The sequence below is a fragment of the Micromonospora sp. NBRC 107095 genome (assembly GCF_030269705.1).
GTDB lineage: Bacteria > Actinomycetota > Actinomycetes > Mycobacteriales > Micromonosporaceae > Micromonospora > Micromonospora parva.
Map to the genome: position 1 here is coordinate 334,596 of NZ_BSTU01000001.1, position 16,581 is coordinate 351,176.

General features: G+C 71.5%; 16 protein-coding genes. 11 read left to right on the forward strand and 5 right to left on the reverse strand.

Annotation, left to right across the window (positions count from 1 at the left end; all coding sequences use genetic code 11):
* Window positions 1–8: 8 nt before the first annotated feature.
* Both purL and QSK15_RS01625 read left to right on the forward strand, forming a co-directional pair.
* Window positions 9–2,678 carry a phosphoribosylformylglycinamidine synthase subunit PurL gene (purL, locus tag QSK15_RS01620; RefSeq protein ID WP_285792572.1) on the forward strand — a complete coding sequence of 890 codons (2,670 nt, stop codon included), beginning with the start codon at window positions 9–11 and terminating at the stop codon, window positions 2,676–2,678.
* Window positions 2,679–2,682: 4 nt separating this feature from the next.
* Entirely contained in the window at window positions 2,683–3,438 is a 756-nt protein-coding gene (locus QSK15_RS01625) for a 2-phosphosulfolactate phosphatase (protein WP_285794295.1), read from the forward strand.
* A gap of 273 nt (window positions 3,439–3,711) precedes the next feature.
* Here the strand turns inward: QSK15_RS01625 and QSK15_RS01630 are convergent, their stop codons facing one another.
* A complete protein-coding gene (locus QSK15_RS01630) occupies window positions 3,712–5,760 on the reverse strand; it encodes a hypothetical protein (RefSeq protein ID WP_285792573.1) in 2,049 nt (682 codons plus the stop codon).
* A 161-nt stretch (window positions 5,761–5,921) separates the two neighbouring features.
* On the opposite strand from QSK15_RS01630, the gene QSK15_RS01635 reads away from it, so the two are divergent.
* The 5 genes from QSK15_RS01635 to amcA all read left to right on the forward strand — a co-directional run bounded on the left by QSK15_RS01635 (window position 5,922) and on the right by amcA (window position 10,626).
* Window positions 5,922–6,275 (forward strand): sterol carrier family protein, encoded by a 354-nt coding sequence (locus tag QSK15_RS01635; RefSeq protein ID WP_030332202.1) that lies wholly within the window; start codon window positions 5,922–5,924, stop codon window positions 6,273–6,275.
* 170 nt (window positions 6,276–6,445) lie between these two features.
* Window positions 6,446–7,984: an amidophosphoribosyltransferase gene (gene purF / locus QSK15_RS01640; protein ID WP_210858206.1), complete on the forward strand. Its 1,539-nt coding sequence runs from the start codon at window positions 6,446–6,448 to the stop codon at window positions 7,982–7,984.
* Window positions 7,985–8,041: 57 nt separating this feature from the next.
* Complete coding sequence (purM, locus tag QSK15_RS01645) at window positions 8,042–9,196, forward strand: phosphoribosylformylglycinamidine cyclo-ligase (RefSeq protein ID WP_030332204.1); 1,155 nt, start codon at window positions 8,042–8,044, stop codon at window positions 9,194–9,196.
* A 130-nt stretch (window positions 9,197–9,326) separates the two neighbouring features.
* Window positions 9,327–10,430 (forward strand): cyclophane-forming radical SAM peptide maturase AmcB, encoded by a 1,104-nt coding sequence (gene amcB / locus QSK15_RS01650; protein ID WP_285794296.1) that lies wholly within the window; start codon window positions 9,327–9,329, stop codon window positions 10,428–10,430.
* Entirely contained in the window at window positions 10,399–10,626 is a 228-nt protein-coding gene (gene amcA, locus QSK15_RS01655) for a multiple cyclophane-containing RiPP AmcA (protein ID WP_030332206.1), read from the forward strand. Before amcB ends, amcA begins: the two co-directional genes overlap by 32 nt.
* A gap of 136 nt (window positions 10,627–10,762) precedes the next feature.
* Here amcA and QSK15_RS01660 read toward each other — a convergent pair whose 3' ends face one another.
* Window positions 10,763–10,978 carry a DUF3073 domain-containing protein gene (locus QSK15_RS01660; RefSeq protein ID WP_030332207.1) on the reverse strand — a complete coding sequence of 72 codons (216 nt, stop codon included), beginning with the start codon at window positions 10,976–10,978 and terminating at the stop codon, window positions 10,763–10,765.
* Between the two features lie 301 nt (window positions 10,979–11,279).
* Entirely contained in the window at window positions 11,280–12,362 is a 1,083-nt protein-coding gene (locus QSK15_RS01665; RefSeq protein WP_285792574.1) for a Leu/Phe/Val dehydrogenase, read from the reverse strand.
* Between the two features lie 193 nt (window positions 12,363–12,555).
* Between QSK15_RS01665 and QSK15_RS01670 the strand changes: the two genes are divergently transcribed.
* Both QSK15_RS01670 and QSK15_RS01675 read left to right on the forward strand, forming a co-directional pair.
* The gene (locus tag QSK15_RS01670) at window positions 12,556–13,395 is read left to right on the forward strand and encodes a DUF8083 family protein (protein WP_285794297.1); all 840 of its coding nucleotides are present in this window, start codon (window positions 12,556–12,558) and stop codon (window positions 13,393–13,395) included.
* A 250-nt stretch (window positions 13,396–13,645) separates the two neighbouring features.
* Window positions 13,646–13,855, forward strand: coding sequence for a BldC family transcriptional regulator (locus QSK15_RS01675; protein ID WP_007073996.1), 210 nt, complete (start codon window positions 13,646–13,648; stop codon window positions 13,853–13,855).
* Window positions 13,856–13,941: 86 nt separating this feature from the next.
* Here the strand turns inward: QSK15_RS01675 and QSK15_RS01680 are convergent, their stop codons facing one another.
* Window positions 13,942–14,331 (reverse strand): PPOX class F420-dependent oxidoreductase, encoded by a 390-nt coding sequence (locus QSK15_RS01680; protein WP_285792575.1) that lies wholly within the window; start codon window positions 14,329–14,331, stop codon window positions 13,942–13,944.
* Window positions 14,332–14,385: 54 nt separating this feature from the next.
* Between QSK15_RS01680 and QSK15_RS01685 the strand changes: the two genes are divergently transcribed.
* Entirely contained in the window at window positions 14,386–15,165 is a 780-nt protein-coding gene (locus tag QSK15_RS01685; RefSeq protein WP_285792576.1) for a class I SAM-dependent methyltransferase, read from the forward strand.
* A gap of 49 nt (window positions 15,166–15,214) precedes the next feature.
* Here the strand turns inward: QSK15_RS01685 and QSK15_RS01690 are convergent, their stop codons facing one another.
* Window positions 15,215–15,502, reverse strand: a complete 288-nt coding sequence (locus QSK15_RS01690) for a hypothetical protein (RefSeq protein ID WP_203146519.1) — start codon at window positions 15,500–15,502, stop codon at window positions 15,215–15,217.
* A gap of 177 nt (window positions 15,503–15,679) precedes the next feature.
* Between QSK15_RS01690 and QSK15_RS01695 the strand changes: the two genes are divergently transcribed.
* Window positions 15,680–16,537, forward strand: coding sequence for a 3-hydroxyacyl-CoA dehydrogenase family protein (locus QSK15_RS01695; RefSeq protein WP_285792577.1), 858 nt, complete (start codon window positions 15,680–15,682; stop codon window positions 16,535–16,537).
* Window positions 16,538–16,581: the final 44 nt, after the last annotated feature.

Consider the following 16,581-nt stretch of genomic DNA (forward strand, 5'->3'; position numbering starts at 1 on the left):
GAGAGGTCATGACCACCCATCCGGACCCGGTACGCGACACCCCGGAGGCGTACTCCGCCCCGGTGCAGCCGACCGAGCCGAGCCCGGCCCAGCCGGTCGCGCCCGCGACCGCTCCCGCCCAGCCGGCCACCGCCGTCTGGGCCGAGGGCGTGGACACCGTGCCGCGCGCCGGTGGCACCCCGGGCGAGCTTCAGCCGTACACCGAGCTGGGCCTGCGTGACGACGAGTACGACCGGATCCGGCAGATCCTCGGCCGCCGGCCCACGCAGTCCGAGCTGGCCATGTATTCGATCATGTGGAGCGAGCACTGCTCCTACAAGTCGAGCAAGGTGCACCTGCGCCAGTTCGGCGAGAAGGCCCCGCAGAGCGACCGGCTGCTCGCCGGCATCGGTGAGAACGCCGGGGTCGTGCAGGTCTCCGACGAACTGGCGGTGACCTTCAAGGTCGAGTCGCACAACCACCCGAGCTTCGTCGAGCCGTACCAGGGTGCGGCGACCGGCGTCGGTGGCATCGTCCGCGACATCCTCGCCATGGGTGCCCGCCCGGTCGCCGTGATGGACCCGCTGCGCTTCGGTGCCGCAGACCACCCGGACACCGCCCGGGTGCTCACCGGCGTGGTCGCCGGCGTCGGCGGCTACGGCAACTGCCTGGGCCTGCCCAACATCGGTGGCGAACTGGTCTTCGACCCCTCCTACCAGGGCAACCCGCTGCTCAACGCGCTCTGCCTCGGTGTCCTGCCGGTCGACCGGCTGCAGAACAAGGCCGCCGCCGGCCCCGGCAACGTGGTCGTGCTGATGGGCGCCAAGACCGGCCGCGACGGCATCGGCGGCGTGTCCGTGCTGGCCAGCGCCACCTTCGACGAGGGCAGCGAGGCCCGCCGCCCCGCCGTTCAGGTCGGCGACCCGTTCACCGAGAAGCTGCTGATCGAGGCGTGCCTCGAGCTGTACGACGGCCAACTGGTCGTCGGCATCCAGGACCTCGGCGGCGCCGGCCTGACCTGCGCGCTCACCGAGACCGCCGCCGCTGCCGGCACCGGCATGCGGGTCTGGCTGGAGCGGGTCCCGCTGCGCGAGCCCTCCATGGACCCGCACGAGATCCTGGCCAGCGAGTCGCAGGAGCGGATGCTGCTGGTCGTCGAGCCGGACAAGCTCGACGCGGTGCTCAAGACCTGCGAGAAGTGGGGCGTCCTCGCCACCGCCATCGGTGAGGTCACCGCACCGGAGCCGGACGGCCGCCCGGGTCGACTGCTGATCACCTGGCAGGACCACCTGGTCGTCGACGTGCCGCCGGGTTCGCTCGTCGACGACGGCCCGGTCTACGCCCGCCCGATGCGGGAGCCCGCCGACCTGATCCTGCTCCAGGCCGACCGCGCCGAGACGCTGCCCCGCCCGGCCGACCCGGAGACGCTGCGGGAGACCGTGCTGCGCATGATCGCGTCGCCGAACCTGGCCGACAAGACCTGGGTCACCGAGCAGTACGACCGCTACGTGCTGGGCAACACCGTGCTCGCCCAGCCGGAGGACGGCGGCGTGATCCGGATCGACGAGCGGACCGGTCTCGGTGTGGCGCTGTCGGTGGACGGCAACGGCCGGTACGCCCGACTGGACCCGTACAACGGCACCAAGCTGGCCCTCGCGGAGGCGTACCGGAACGTGGCGGTGACCGGCGCGAAGCCGATCGCCGTGACCAACTGCCTCAACTTCGGCTCCCCGGAGGACCCGGGCGTGATGTGGCAGTTCGCCGAGGCCGTGCGCGGCCTGGCGGACGGCTGCCTGGAGCTGGGCATCCCGGTGACCGGCGGCAACGTCAGCTTCTACAACCAGACCGGTGCCGCGGCCATCCACCCGACCCCCGTGGTCGGCGTGCTCGGTGTGCTGGACAACGTCGCCGACCGGGTGCCCATGGGCTTCGTGCCGCGCGCCGGTGGCGACCACGACCAGCTCTACCTGCTCGGCGAGACGAACGTGGAGCTGTCCGGCTCGGAGTGGGCCTGGGTGACGCACGAGCACCTCGGCGGCATCCCGCCGCAGGTCGACCTCGCGCGGGAGAAGGCGCTCGCCGAACTGCTGGCCGAAGCGGCCCGCGTCGGTCACCTCAGCTCGGCACACGACCTCTCCGACGGTGGCCTCGCCCAGAGCCTTGTCGAGTCCTGCCTGCGGCGCGGCGTCGGCGCTCGGATCGCGGTGCCGGAGCAGTTCGCCGAGGGTTCGATGCCGTTCGTGTACCTGTTCAGCGAGTCCGCCACGCGGGCGCTGGTCTCGGTGCCGCGCGGCCACGACAAGGCGTTCGCGGCGCTCTGCGCCGAGCGGGGCGTGCCGTTCGAGCTGATCGGCGTCACCGACCCGTCGGGCGGTGCGCTGGAGGTGCACGGCCAGTTCCGGATCGGCCTGGACGAGCTGCGCGCCGCGCACACCGAGACGTTGCCGCGCCTCTTCGGGGGTACGGCGGCCGTCGAGGTGCCCGCGCCGGCCGCCGGTGTGGCGGGTGCGGTCGAGGCCGTCCCGCTGCCGGGCGAGCCGGCCGAGCCGGTCGACGCGGCCGAGGTGGTCTCCGAGCCGATCGCCTCGTCGGGTCCTTCCCCGGAGACCGGGGCGGTCGAGCCGATCGGCTCAGAACAGCCCGGTGGGGCGTCCGAGTCTGACCCCGGTGTCACCGAGCCGTCGACCGACGAGCGCTGAGGCGTTGACGGCCGCTGTCTACGGCCAACCCGGATCCGGTGCCCGGTTCGACTGGGGGCTGACCGGGGCGGCCGAGCTCGGTCGGGTCTGCGCGGCGCTGGTGGTGGTGGACGTTCTGTCGTTCACCACCACCGTGGAGGTGGCGGTCGCCCGGGGCATGCGGGTGCACCCGTTTCCCTGGGGTGAGCAGGCCGCCGAGTACGCCGTCCGGGTCGGCGCGACCGCTGCCGTCGGGCGGCGGCAGACGACCCCGGACCATCCGTGGTCGCTCTCGCCCGCCGCGCTGAGCAGCGCACCCGTGGTGGCGGACCTCGTACTGCCCTCGCCGAACGGCTCCGCCATCAGCGCCGCCGCCAGCGCAACCGGCCTGCCGGTGGTCGCGGCGTGCCTGCGCAACGCACGCGCCGTCGGGCGTTGGCTGCGCCGCCAGGGGTACGGCACTGTGGACGCCCCGATCGGCGTGATCGCCTCGGGGGAGCAGTGGCCGGACGGGTCGCTGCGCCCGTCGGTGGAGGACCAACTCGGCGCGGCGTCGGTGCTGGACGCCCTCTCCGGCGTACCGGGTGGGCTCTCGGTGGAGGCGGCCATGGCGCTCGCCGCGCTGGCGAGCACCCCGGATGTGCCCGCCGCCGTGCGGGGCAGCGTCTCCGGACGGGAGTTGACCGAGACGGGCTTCTCCGCGGACGTCGAGGTGGCCGTCCGGATCGGCGTGTCGGACGTCGTGCCGGTGCTCCACCAGGGCGTCTTTTCCGCTGCCTGAGCGAGGGGCGAGCCGGCCGCCCTCCCTGGTCACTGCTGCCGGCGATGGTCGACTCGCCTTTCAGGAAATCGGGGTGTCCGGGTCGGTGGGACACCCCGACTCCCTGAAACGCGAGTGGATCTAGCGCAGGGTGGGCGTTGAACAGGCGGCGTAGAGCAGGGGCGCTGCAACAGCGGGGCCTGGAGCAGGGTCGGTCCTGGGACGGCCGCCGTCTGCCACGACGAAACGGCCACCCGGAGATCCGGGTGGCCGTTTCCCTGCGCTGTGGTGGGGTCAGTCGTCCAGCCAGTCGAGGCGGCGACCGCCGCGCTCGGTCGGCGGCGGGGTGTCCGGTCGGTTCCGCCCGGCGGGCTGGCCGTAGCCGCCCTGGTCGTAGCCACGGTCGTCGTAGCCGCCGCGCTGCGCCGGGGGCTCCTGGCCGTAACCGCCCTGGTCGTACCCGCCGGCCGGTTGGCCGTAGCCGCCCTGGTCGTAGCTGCGGTCGTCGTAGCCGCCGCCGCGCTGCGCCGGGGGCTCCTGGCCGTAGCCGCCGCCGCGCTGGGCCGAGGGCTCCTGGCCGTAACCGCCCTGGTCGTACCCGCCGGCCGGTTGGCCGTAGCCACCCTGGTCGTACCCGCCAGCCTCCGGGCCGCCGTACCCCGCGGTCGGCTCAGCGGCGCGACCCCCGTACGGGGCGGGATCGGGCTGGCCGTACGCCTGCCCCTGATCCGGCTGGTAGACACCGGTGGCGTACGGGTCGGCCGGGGCCGGGTACTGGGTGCTGTCGCCGGTGTACCGGCCGGTCGGCTCGTCGAACCGCTCGCCGTAGGCCGCTCCGCCCGCGGGAGCCGGCGGGTAGGCGGCGGTGCCGCCCGGGGCGTCGTAGTCACGACTGCCGTAGCCACCGCCGGAGGCCGGGGCGTTGCCGTAGCCGCCGCCAGAGGCGGGCGCGCCGCCGTAGCCGGCACCGGAACCGGGCGCGGCACCGTAACCGTCACCGGCCGCACCGGCGCCGTAGCCGCCCTCCGGGCCGGGAGCGCCGTAGCCGCCACCCGAAGCGGGCGCGTTGCCGTAGCCGCCGGCACCGTAACCACCGGGTGCTGGCTCGTCGCCGTAGCCGGCGCCGCCCCAGCCCTGCTGGCTTGCGCCGCCGTACGCCTGCGCGGGCGCGCCGTACGGGTCCGGCGGAACGTCGTCGACCACCGGGCGGTGCATCATCGTCGGGGCCTCGCTCAGCGCCGCGCCACCGACCATCGTCGGGTCCGCTCCACCGCCGGGACGACCGCCGACCACCCGGGTCTGGTCGTCGGCACCGCGGAATCCGCCCCGCGAGGGCGGCACCACACCGCCGCCACCGGCAGCGTCCGGAGCGTCGTCGTCGCCGTTCTCCCGGCGCTTCATCCAGAGCAGCACGATCGTGCCGACACCGGCGGCGACCAGAAGACCACCGAGCAGGATGATGAGGTACGAGCCGATGCCGCCGCTGTCCTCGGTGTTCGCGGCGTTCGCCGGAGCACCCTGGCTGGCCTCCTCGGTGGGTTCCTCCTCCTCGGTGCCCTCCTCGACCGGCTCATCGCTCGGAGTGGCCTCGGGGGTGGCGGACGGGGTGGCGCTGGGCGTCACCTCGACCCTGATCGCGAGGCTGATCCGCTGCCCGGTGACGGCCTGTCCGGCGGCGGCGTTGATGGTCTTGGTGGCCACCACGTTGTCGAAGCTGGCGCCGAGATCGATCCGGCCGGGTGCGATCGGCTTGTCGGTGGTGCCGGTGAAGCGGAAGTCGCCGCTGCCGTTGCTGGTGGTGTCGAGCTGCCGGCCGGTGCTGTCGCGCAGCATGACCACCGCGTTCGCGACCGCCTTGCTGTCAGCCTGCGAGATCACCTTGCCGGAGATCGACCGCACGGTCTGGTTCTGCGGCGGTGGCACCGCCTTGGCGACCAGCGTGACGGTGGTCGACGCCTCTTCGCTCTGCTTCACGACCCCGGTGGAGTCCGTGGCCTTGACGGTGATCGTGGCGCTGCCGTTGGCGACGTCATCGGCGGCCTTGAAGGTGGCGTCGAAGGTGCCACTCGATGTCACCCGGCCGCGAGAACATCCGTCGACACAGGTCAGCTTCGAGTTGCTTGAGCTGAAACTGATGTCGGCAGGCCCCGCGTCACCCTCGAAGGAGAGCCGGTAGCTGATCTTCGTGGTCTTGCCGGCCTCGACACTGCTCGGCGAAGCCGAAACATCTGTAACGTTGGGCGCGGCCATGGCCGGTGTGGCGGGGACGGCGAGCAGAGCGCCGGCAACCAGCGCTACGACCACACCGGCCCGCTGCTTCCAGGCACGTCGGTGTGTTGACACGTCCACCGCCTTCCGGGCTGACTTCCCTCTGACCGGCGGGGCGCCGGGCCGGGGATCATCACGGTACGAATACGCCGTCGGCAACTATGCCTTGTCCGACTGCATGAGCGCGACCCAGGGCCAGCGTCGCGTCTCTGGCCCGCGGGTCGTATCGTCCCGTCGTGTCCTCTCCGCACAGTAAGTCCGCTGCCGTTACGGCCGCGTTGTCGGCGCTCGACGAGGGGCGTACACCCGAACGGCCGGTGTTCCGCGAGGCGGTCCGGTCGTTGTTGGCCGTCCTCGCGGAGCGCGCCCCCGGCCGATCGGTGGAGGTGCGCGTACCACCATACGGGGCGATCCAGTGCGTACCGGGGCCTCGACACACCAGAGGAAACCCACCAAACGTGGTCGAGATGGCCCCGAACACCTGGTTGGAGCTGGCGACCGGCAGGGTGGGCTGGGCGGAGGCGGTCACCGACGGTCGCGTGCAGATGAGCGGCAACCGCGCGGACCTGTCGGCGTATCTGCCCCTCTAGTCGTCCGGATGTCCCACTCAGCGTGACGCTCAGCAGGGAAATCGTGACTATCTGTACTGACGGCGATTCGCGTACACTGTCAGACGACGACAGTGGTCCCGGCAGAGGAGTGTGGATCCGCCCGTGATCCCCGCCCGGCCCGGTCCAGACCCAGCATGAGGGAGCGGTAGGTGCCCCGAGGCGACGGCCGGCTGAGCCACGACCTTGACCCCCAACGACCTGGCCCCCAGGATGCCTGCGGCGTCTTCGGCGTCTGGGCCCCCGGCGAAGAGGTCGCCAATCTGACCTACTTCGGCCTGTACGCCCTGCAGCACCGCGGCCAGGAGGCGGCGGGCATCGCGGTGAGCGACGGTTCCGGCGTGGTGGTCTACAAGGACCTCGGCCTGGTGGCGCAGGTCTTCGACGAGCCCACCCTGGCGAGCCTGCGGGGTCACCTGGCGATCGGGCACGCGCGATACTCCACCACCGGCGCGTCGAACTGGGAGAACGCCCAGCCGACGATCCGGTCGACCACCTCCGGGACGACCATCGCGCTGGCCCACAACGGCAACCTGGTCAACACCGCCGAGCTGGAGAAGGAGGTCGCCGAGCGCGGCCTCGTCGCGGACGGTTCGACGAACGACACCTCCCTCGTGACGATGCTGCTCGCCAGCCGACCGGACCTGTCGGTCGAGGCGGCGGCCATGGAGGTGCTGCCGCAGCTGCGCGGCGCGTTCAGCTTCGTCTTCATGGACGAGTCGACCCTCTACGCGGCCCGCGACGCCCACGGTGTCCGCCCGCTGGTGCTCGGCCGCCTGGAGCGCGGCTGGGTGGTCGCCAGCGAGACGGCGGCGCTGGACATCGTCGGTGCCAGCGTGGTGCGCGAGGTTGAGCCGGGTGAGTTGATCGCGATCGACGAGAACGGCCTGCGCTCGACACGGTTCGCCGCGCCGGAGCCGAAGGGCTGTCTCTTCGAGTACGTCTACATCGCCCGCCCGGACGCCACGATCGCCGGGCGCAACATCCACGCGGCGCGGGTGCAGATCGGCCGGCAGCTCGCCAAGGAGCACCCGGTCGAGGCCGACCTGGTCATCCCGGTGCCCGAGTCGGGCACTCCCGCCGCGATCGGGTACGCGGAGGCCTCCGGCATCACCTACGGCGCCGGCCTGATGAAGAACCCGTACGTGGGTCGGACCTTCATCCAGCCGTCGCAGACCCTGCGTCAGCTCGGCATCCGGCTCAAGCTCAACCCGTTGCGGGAGAACGTCCGCGGCAAGCGCCTGGTGGTCGTGGACGACTCGATCGTGCGCGGCAACACCCAGCGCGCCATCGTGCGGATGCTGCGTGAGGCGGGGGCGCTGGAGGTGCACGTCCGGATCTCCTCCCCACCGGTGAGCTGGCCGTGCTTTTACGGCATCGACTTCGCCACCCGGGCGGAGCTGCTGGCCAACGGGTTGGACAACGACGGCATCCGGCGCTCCATCGGCGCCGACACGCTGGGCTTCGTTTCCCTTCCTGGCCTGATCGCCGCGACCGAGCAGCCGAAGACCCGGTTGTGTCGGGCGTGTTTCGATGGGGAGTACCCGATCGAGCTGCCGGCCGGCAACCTGATCGGAAAGCACGTGCTCGAAGGGGTGGGTCGACGCGTCGCCAACTCGACGCCGGAGGCCCTGCCCACCAACGGCTCGTCCGTCGCCACTCCGGGTGGCGTTACCGCAAACCGCCCGTAGCACCAACCGGCGCGGCCCGGCTACCGCCGGCGGCACCGAGAACCAAAGGGGAGAACCGTGACGCACGTGTCCGAGCGCAGCGGCGCAGGAAGCAGCCCGACCGGCGCCGGCGGCGACCGCCAGCCGTGGACGGGCGGCGCAGGCCGCCAAGCGCGCAAACGCTCGGTCTCGTACGCCGACGCCGGCGTCTCCATCGACGCGGGCGACCGCGCGGTGGAGCTGCTCAAGTCGAAGGTCCGGCAGACCCGGCGCCCCGAGGTGCTCGGTGACCTCGGTGGCTTCGCCGGCCTGTTCCGGCTGGACACGAAGAAGTACAAGAGCCCGATCCTGGCGTCCTCCACCGACGGGGTGGGCACCAAGCTGGTGATCGCCCAGCAGATGGACATTCACGACACGGTCGGCATCGACCTGGTCGCGATGGTCGTCGACGACCTGGTGGCCTGTGGCGCCGAGCCGCTGTTCCTGCTCGACTACATCGCCACCGGCGAGGTCGTTCCGGACAAGGTCGCCGAGATCGGCGCGGGCATCGCGGACGGCTGCCGTTACGCCGGCTGCGCGCTGCTGGGCGGGGAGACCGCCGAGCACCCCGGCGTCCTGCGCCCGGACGAGTACGACATCTCCGCGACCGGTGTGGGCGTGGTCGAGGAAGCCGACATCCTCAGCCCCGAGCGGGTCGAGGTGGGCGACGTGGTGATCGCCATGCGCTCCTCCGGCCTGCACTCCAACGGATACTCGCTGGTTCGGCACGTGCTGCTCGGCGCGGCCCGGATGCGTCTGGACATCGTGATCGACGACTTCGGTCGGCAGCGGACCCTCGGTGAGGAGCTGCTCACGCCGACCAAGATCTACGCCAAGGACTGCCTCAAGCTGATCGCCGAGGCCGAGGTGCGGGCGCTGTCCCACATCACCGGTGGCGGCATCCCCGGCAACCTGGTCCGAGTGCTGCCCGAGAACGTCGACGCGGTGGTCAACAGGTCCACCTGGAAGCCGCAGCCGATCTTCGATCTGATCCAGACGAAGGGCCGGATCGACGACCAGGACATGGAGTCGACCTTCAACATGGGCGTCGGCATGTTCGCGATCGTGTCGGCCGAGGACGCCGACCGCGCGCTGGCCACCCTGACCGGCCGTGGGGTCGAGGCGTGGCAGGCCGGCGAGATCATCGAGGGCACCGGCAACGTGCAGATGGTGGGTCAGCACACCCGAGGATGATCACCCTCCGGTGATCGTACGGGCACCTGATCAGGGCTTCACCCGAGTGGCCAATGCCGCCTAGCCTGAAGGGCACCCTCAGGCTAGGCGGAGGAGGGCGATGGCTGCTCGGGGACAGTCGTTCAGCGGGATGCGCGGTCTGGCCGCCGTCCCGTCGTACGTCGTGATGCAGCCCACGACCCTCTGCAACCTCGACTGTGCGTACTGCTACCTGCCGTTTCGGGCCGTCGACCGCCGGATGCCGGTGGCGGTGGCCGAGGCGGTCGCGGCAGCGGTGAACCCGTGGGCGGCGACCGGTCGTTTCTCGGTGGTGTGGCATGGCGGTGAGCCACTGGCCGCCGGCCGGAAGCACCTGGCCGATCTGATCGCGCCGTTCGGGCCCGAGGTCGAGCACCATGTGCAGACCAACGCCACCCTCATCGACGACGACTGGTGCGACTTCTTCGTCCGGCACGAGATGCGGGTGAGCGTGAGCGTCGACGGGCCCCGGGCGCGCAACGGCGACCGGGTCAACCGGGGTGGTCAGCCGGCGTACGACAGGATCCTGCACGGCGTCGCGGCGCTGCGCCGGCGCGGTCTGCCCTTCTCCGCGCTGGCGGTGGTGTCCCGCCCGGAGCCGGGGCTCGCCACCGAGCTGTACGACTACTTCCTCGAGTTGGGCTGCGACGTACTGGGCATCAACATCGAGGAGACCGAGGGTGTCAACACCCGCGACAACCGCCACGACCCGTTGGCGGTGTCGGCGTTCTGGGCGGAGCTGGTCGGAGCCTGGCGCCGGGAGCCCCGGATCCACCTCCGCGAGATCGAGTGGTCGTTGCGCTACGCCGCGGCGGTGCTCGACAACTCGGCGGACGGGCTGCTGCCGCGGCAACTGGACCCGATCCCGACGATCGGTCACGACGGCTCGGTGATCGTGCTCTCGCCTGAGCTGGCCGGCTTCACCGATCCCCGTTACGGCGACTTCAGCAGCGGCAACGTGCTGACGACCCCGTTGGCGCAGATCCTCGGCGGCGCGGCGGCGACGCCGTGGGTGGGCGAGTTCCTGGCCGGGGTGGAGGCGTGTCGGACGTCCTGCCCGTACTTCGGTTTCTGCGGCGGCGGCCATGCCGCCAACCGCTACTTCGAGCTGGGGCGTTTCGACGGTACGGAGACCGAGCACTGCCGCAACAGCAAGATCCGCCTATTGGAGGGAGTGTTGGAGCATGCCCGAGATCACCAGGCACCGGCGGCCTGAGCACGAAGCGGACGACGGAGTGACCAAACGGGTACGGGACGCAGGTCCTGCGCTCGTCGCGCTGCTCCAGGAGGCCGAGGACGCGCGGCGGCTGCGCGCGGAGGTGTCGGGCGGAGACGGCTCCAGCGCGGTCTGCGCATGGAACCACTTCGAGAACATCCCGACGTTCTACAACTGGAACAATCGCCCGCGCTGAGGGGAGCCGTTGTCAGGGGCCTGTCGAGCGGCCGGATGGCTCCGGTCGGGCCAGGCCCCTGATCGTCGGCGACTGCACCTGCACAGGACGTGCGTGAGCACGCGGGGGTTACCGCGTGCTCAGCTGCGTCGAGAGGTCAGCGGGTCGGACGGACCCAGGGATCCGGATCGTCGTCCGCGTGATCCTCATCATCGTCGTCGACGAACTCTTTAGAGTCGTCGTCGAAGTGGTGCTCAGACTTACCAGCACCCGCCAGTTCGCGCTGCAAGGCGGTGAGGTCGGTGTTCGGGGAGTGGTACTTCAACTCCCGCGCCACCTTAGTCTGCTTGGCCTTAGCACGGCCGCGCCCCATGGCTCGACCCCCTCGCACAGAATGCGGGGCAGCCCGAAGGCGGGCCCCGATGACGTCAGGCATCTCTCGTGGCTCTTACGGTACATGGGGATGCCAACGTTCGGCACCTCGGGTTACCGTCAGCCGGCTCTGCGCGTCGCGTCGATCCGGCCGTCACCCAGTGTACCGGGTAAGGAGCGGAACGGTTAGCACCCGTGACACCGGACAAACCGCATCAAACTTGACCCGGACTCAGCTTACCCAGCCATGCCGGCACCCGGGGGCCCGGAGGCGGATCTCGTCGATCCGCCCCCGGGAACGCTCAGCGCAGGTGGATCGCGCGCAGCCGACCGACGTCCGCCATCCGCCGCTCGGCCAGCCGGTCGGCGGCCACCGCCGGCGGCACGCCCTCCGCGTCGGCCAGGTGCAGGATCTCGCGGGTGGTGTCGTAGATCCGGGTCGCCCGCAGCTTCGCCCGCTCGAAGTTGAAGCCCTCGATCTCGTCGGCCACCTGGATGACGCCGCCCGCGTTGACCACGTAGTCCGGCGTGTAGAGGATGCCCCGGTCGGCCAGCAGCTTCTCGATGCCCGGGTGGGCGAGCTGGTTGTTCGCCGCTCCGGTCACCACCTTGGCGCGCAACGCCGGCACGGTGTCGTCGTTCAGGGCGCCGCCCAGCGCGCACGGTGCGTACACGTCGAGATCCGCGGCGACCAGCGCGCTGGAGTCGTCGACGAGGGTGACCTGCGGGTGGTTGGCGCGCACCCACGCCAGCGCCTTCGGGTTGACGTCGGTGGCGACCACCTCGGCGCCGTCCTCCAGCAGGTGCCCGGTGAGGTACTTACCGACCTTGCCCAGGCCGGCCACGCCGACCCGCCGGCCGCGCAGGCTCGGGGTGCCCCACACGTGCTCGGCCGCGGCGCGCATCCCCTGGAAGACACCCCAGGCGGTGAGGATCGACGAGTCACCGGCCCCGCCGTGCTCCACGCTGCGCCCGGTCACGTACCGGGTCTCCCGGGCCACGACGTCCATGTCCGCCACGTAGGTGCCGACGTCGCAGGCGGTGTAGTAGCGGCCGCCCAGCGACTCCACGAAGCGGCCGTACGCACGCAGCAGCGCCTCGCTCTTGATCTGCTCCGGGTCGCCCCAGATGACCGCCTTGCCGCCGCCCAGGTCCAGCCCGGCGAGCGCGTTCTTGTACGCCATCCCGCGGGACAGGTCCAGCACGTCGGCGAGGGCCTCGTCCTCGCTCGCGTACGGGTAGAAGCGGGTGCCGCCGAGCGCCGGGCCCAGCGCGGTGGAGTAGATCCCGATGATCGCCTTCAGGCCGCTCTGCTTGTCCTGGCAGAACACGACCTGTTCGTGACCTGTCGATCCCGGGTCGTCGGTGCTGGCGAATACGCCCATGGTTGGCTCCTACGGTGGTGTGCGCCCTTGTGGGGCGCGGACCTGGTGGACCCCGGCGGGGATGCTGCCGGTGTGATCGAGCCTAGTATCGGCCGCCGTGCGGGCGCTCGACACGCCTGTGCCGTCCCACCGTGCGGCGCGCGTGCTCCGGCCGCTGACCGCGTACGGGCGTGGTTCGTGGGAGGATCGCGCGGTGCCGTCGCTCTTCGCTTCTTACCTGCGCGTGTACGAACCGTTGGCCGCCTTCGATCGAGACCGGCAGAGCTACTGGCGCCGGTACGTCTCGGAGGGGCGCGCGATCGGCCCGGTCGAAGGGCCCGGTCGGCAGCGGACGGCGGTGATCGAGGCGCTGGGCGCCGGCTGGACCCGGCTGCCCGACCTGCCGGAGGAGGCGTACGTCCTGGAGACGGACGACAGCCTGCTGGTCTGCCCGTGGAACCTGCGCATCCGGGTCGCTGAGGCCGCGCTCAGCGCCCGGGACGGGGTGCCCTCGGTGCTCGCCGACGCCTTCGTACCGCCGGTGCTCGCCGGGCAGGCCAGGGCGGTGGTGGACGACTGGCGCAGTGGCGCCCGGGTGCTGGAGCACGGGGTGCCCCGGGTGCACGAGCAGATCGCCACCTGGGGCGTACCACTGCGGTGGTTCGTGCTCTTCGATCCGACGGAGCGGGACCTGGTCACCCAGCCGGGCCGGCGGGCGTTGCGCTACCGCACCGAGATCTCCAAGGCCCGACGCCGTTCGTCCCGGGCGCTGTCGGTGCTGCGCAAGTCGGTGGGCGAGGCGCCGATCACCGAGGCGGTGGAGGAGGCGGCCCGCTGGCTGGAGGAGTTCCATCCACGGTCCGTGGTCGAGTTGGACTACGGGGGTCTGGTCGACCTGCTCTCCGACGAGACCCTCGCCGCTGACGACTCGCCCGAGTTGGTCGCCGGCGGCCTCGCCGGGCTGTCGCGCGGCGAGGCCGAGGAGGCGTCCGCCGCGTACGACAAGTTGGTGGCACGGTGGCGCGCGGTGCAGCTGCTGGAGCGGTGCAACTAGGGCATATCGCTCTAGGAGCGCTCCCAAGGTGAGTTGCGCTCGTAGTTGACGCATCACGAACCGTGATCATGAGTCCCAATAAGGTACTTTCTGCCGTGTAAAAGTCGTAAAAATCGGGCATGGTTCATCCGTCCGTCTAGGGACCTTCATCCGTTCGGCCCATGTCGGACATCGGGGACTAGCCGGACCATGGGAGACGCGTCGGCCGGCGGGACCCCGGCCGATGTCTATACATGTGGAGGAGTGACCGATGGCATCGCGAACGCACGAACCAGAGCCGCTACTGACACCGGCCGAGGTGGCGTCGATGTTCCGGGTCGACCCGAAGACGGTGACCCGATGGGCCAAGGCTGGCAAGCTCAGTGCCATCCGCACCCTGGGTGGCCACCGTCGGTACCGCGAGTCGGAGGTCAGGGCGCTGCTGCAGGGCCAGATCCCGCAGCAGCGGCAGGGCGACTGAGCCGGCGACAGTTTTTGGTGAAAGGGGCGGTGGATCTCGATCCGCCGCCCCTTTCCATGCCCGCCGAGCACGACGTTGGCAGCGGGTCAGCGCTGCGGCTCGGCCAACGTCACCCGGATGCCAACCGTGCCGCCCTCGCCGCGACGCAACCGGCTGCCCAACAGGCTCAGCCGACCGATCAGGCGGTACTTGTGCTTGAGCAGGTCGCGGACCCGGCCGGTGTCACCACCCCCGTAGATCGTCGCGTGAGCTGACACCTCCGCCCCGTGTGGCCGACCGCGCACGTCGCACGGTGCCACTGTCACGTCGCCGTTGCGGCGGATCCGCTTCACCTTCCCCGAGTCGGCCCGGGTCCAGACCGCCAACGCGTCACCGTCGCGTACCGCCCAGACCGGGGTCGGCACCGCCCGACCGTCCTTACGGAAGGTCGTGAGCAGGATGTACTTCTCGGCCGACAGCCGGTCCAGCATGGTCACGCCGCCAGGATACGACCGGCACGGGCCACTGAGTGGCCAGATAGCGTGAACGTCGTGACGGTCGAGCCTCTAATCGGTGACGTGATCGGCGAACTGCTGCAGGACACGCTCGCCGTGGCCACCGGGGTCGGCCCCCGACCCCTGGTCGGTGGCCGGCTACCGCGACCGGTCATCGAGATCATCGAACGCGACGACGGGCTGATCAACGGCGCCCCGGCCGCGCACTACCTGGACGGGCCGGCGCAGTGGCAGCCGTACGACCACCGCGCGGTGGACCGGGCGCACGGCGAGACGCTGGACATCGGCACCGGAGCCGGCCGCATCGCGCTGCACCTCCAGGAGCGCGGCGTACCGGTCACCGGGCTGGACACCTCCGCCGGCGCGCTGGAGGTGTGTCGACGGCGCGGGGTCCGGCGGCTGGTGCACGGCACCGTCGAGACGCACATCGCCGACGGCGCCCGGTACGACACGTTCCTGCTGCTCGGCAACAACCTCGGACTGTTCGAGGGGCGGGAGCGCGCCCCCGGGTTCCTGGCCGCGCTCGCCGCGCTGGCCCGACCCGGGGCGCAGATCATCGCGCAGGGCACCGACCCGTACGGCACCCGCGACCCGGTGCACACCGGCTACCACGAGCGCAACCGTCGGCGCGGCCGGCTCGGTGGCCAACTGCGGCTGCGGCTGCGCTACCGCGAGTTGAGCACCGAATGGTTCGACTACCTGGTCTGCTCGGCGGACGAGTTCGCCGCCCTGGTGCACGGCACCGGCTGGCGGCTGACCGATGTGGACGACCGCGACGCCCCCTACTACCTGGCCACCCTGCGCCTCGTCGGCTGAGCGACGGCCCCCGCGTTCCGCAGCGCGGAGGCGGGGGCCGTCGTACGTCTCAGACCTGGACGGTCGGGGGGAGCTGCTCGGGCGGCAGACCGCCGTCGCCGTCGACCACCTCGTCCGGGGTGCCGTCCTCGTCGATGTCGACCATGGTGATGTCGACCTTGCCGTCGCCGTCGGTGTCGAACTGGAACAGGTCGGCCTTGCCGTCGCCGTCGGTGTCCACCACCCACACGTCGGTCTGACCGTCGTTGTTGGTGTCGGCGCGCAACAGCTCGACCCGCTCGTCGCCTCGGGTCTCCACGGTCTCGGTGTCGGTGACGCTCTCCGGTGCCTGGCTCATCTCGATGCGGTCCTTCCCTCGGTTGACGGGCCGTCAGTACCCGATCCGGCGCTCCCCCACGCATGGGCCGGGTCGTCGCGCTGTCTACTGTCGCAGCATGAGCGAGCGGAGCGGGCGGGACACCCGGGCCGACGCGGCGGAGACCCCGCGCGTCGGCGGGCGGGACAGGGAGGCGTGATGAGCGATCGTTTCGTGGTCGTCGGGGCCGGCACCATGGGGCTCGGCATCGCGTACGTGGCGGCCGGCGCCGGACACGCCGTCGAGGTGGTCGAGGTGGACCCCGAGCGGGGTGCGGCCGCGCAGAACCGGCTCGCCGAGCTGTGGGAGCGGGCGGTGCAGCGCGGGAAGCTGAGCGCCGACGAGGCCGCCGCGAACCGGCAGCGGGTGACGCTGCGCCCCACCCTCGCCGAGGTGGCACCCGCCCCCCAGGTGATCGTGGAGGCGGTGCCGGAGCGCCTCGACCTGAAGCGGGCGGTGCTGCGGGACGCCGCCGCGCTGCGCCCGCAGCTGCTGGGGAGCAACACCTCCAGCATCGCCATCGGTGCGCTGGCCGCCGGGCTGGACGCGCCCGAGCGCTTCCTCGGCCTGCACTTCTTCAACCCGGTCTGGGCGATGACGCTGCTGGAGATCGTGGTCGGCCCGGCCACCGCCGAGGAGACCACCGCCGCGGCCGTCGCGCTCGCCGGCCGGCTGGGCAAGGACCCCGTCGTCGTACGCGACCTGCCCGGCTTCGCCACCTCCCGGCTCGGGGTCACACTCGGGCTGGAGGCGATCCGGATGGTCGCCGACGAGGTGGCCAGCCCGGCGGACATCGACAAGGCCATGGTGCTCGGCTACCGGCATCCGATCGGGCCGTTGGAGCTCACCGACCTGGTCGGCCTGGACGTGCGGCTGGACATCGCCCGCACCCTCCAGGCCGCGTACGGGGACCGCTTCGCGCCACCGCCGCTGCTGGAGGAGATGGTGGAAGCGGGGCGGCTGGGTAAGAAGTCAGGGCACGGCTTCTACCGCTGGGAAGGCGGAGTCAAACAGTGAGCGCGAGGAGTGCAGCGCAGCGGAGCCCCGCAGTCGCGAACGAA

Bases quoted from the DNA above. Each gene is read 5' to 3' on its own strand.
- QSK15_RS01690 (WP_203146519.1), bottom strand. From the start codon at position 15,502: ATGAGCCAGGCACCGGAGAGCGTCACCGACACCGAGACCGTGGAGACC.
- QSK15_RS01695 (WP_285792577.1), top strand. From the start codon at position 15,680: ATGAGCGATCGTTTCGTGGTCGTCGGGGCCGGCACCATGGGGCTCGGC.
- purL (WP_285792572.1), top strand. From the start codon at position 9: ATGACCACCCATCCGGACCCGGTACGCGACACCCCGGAGGCGTACTCC.
- amcB (WP_285794296.1), top strand. From the start codon at position 9,327: ATGCGCGGTCTGGCCGCCGTCCCGTCGTACGTCGTGATGCAGCCCACG.
- amcA (WP_030332206.1), top strand. From the start codon at position 10,399: ATGCCCGAGATCACCAGGCACCGGCGGCCTGAGCACGAAGCGGACGAC.
- QSK15_RS01660 (WP_030332207.1), bottom strand. From the start codon at position 10,978: ATGGGGCGCGGCCGTGCTAAGGCCAAGCAGACTAAGGTGGCGCGGGAG.
- QSK15_RS01665 (WP_285792574.1), bottom strand. From the start codon at position 12,362: ATGGGCGTATTCGCCAGCACCGACGACCCGGGATCGACAGGTCACGAA.
- QSK15_RS01675 (WP_007073996.1), top strand. From the start codon at position 13,646: ATGGCATCGCGAACGCACGAACCAGAGCCGCTACTGACACCGGCCGAG.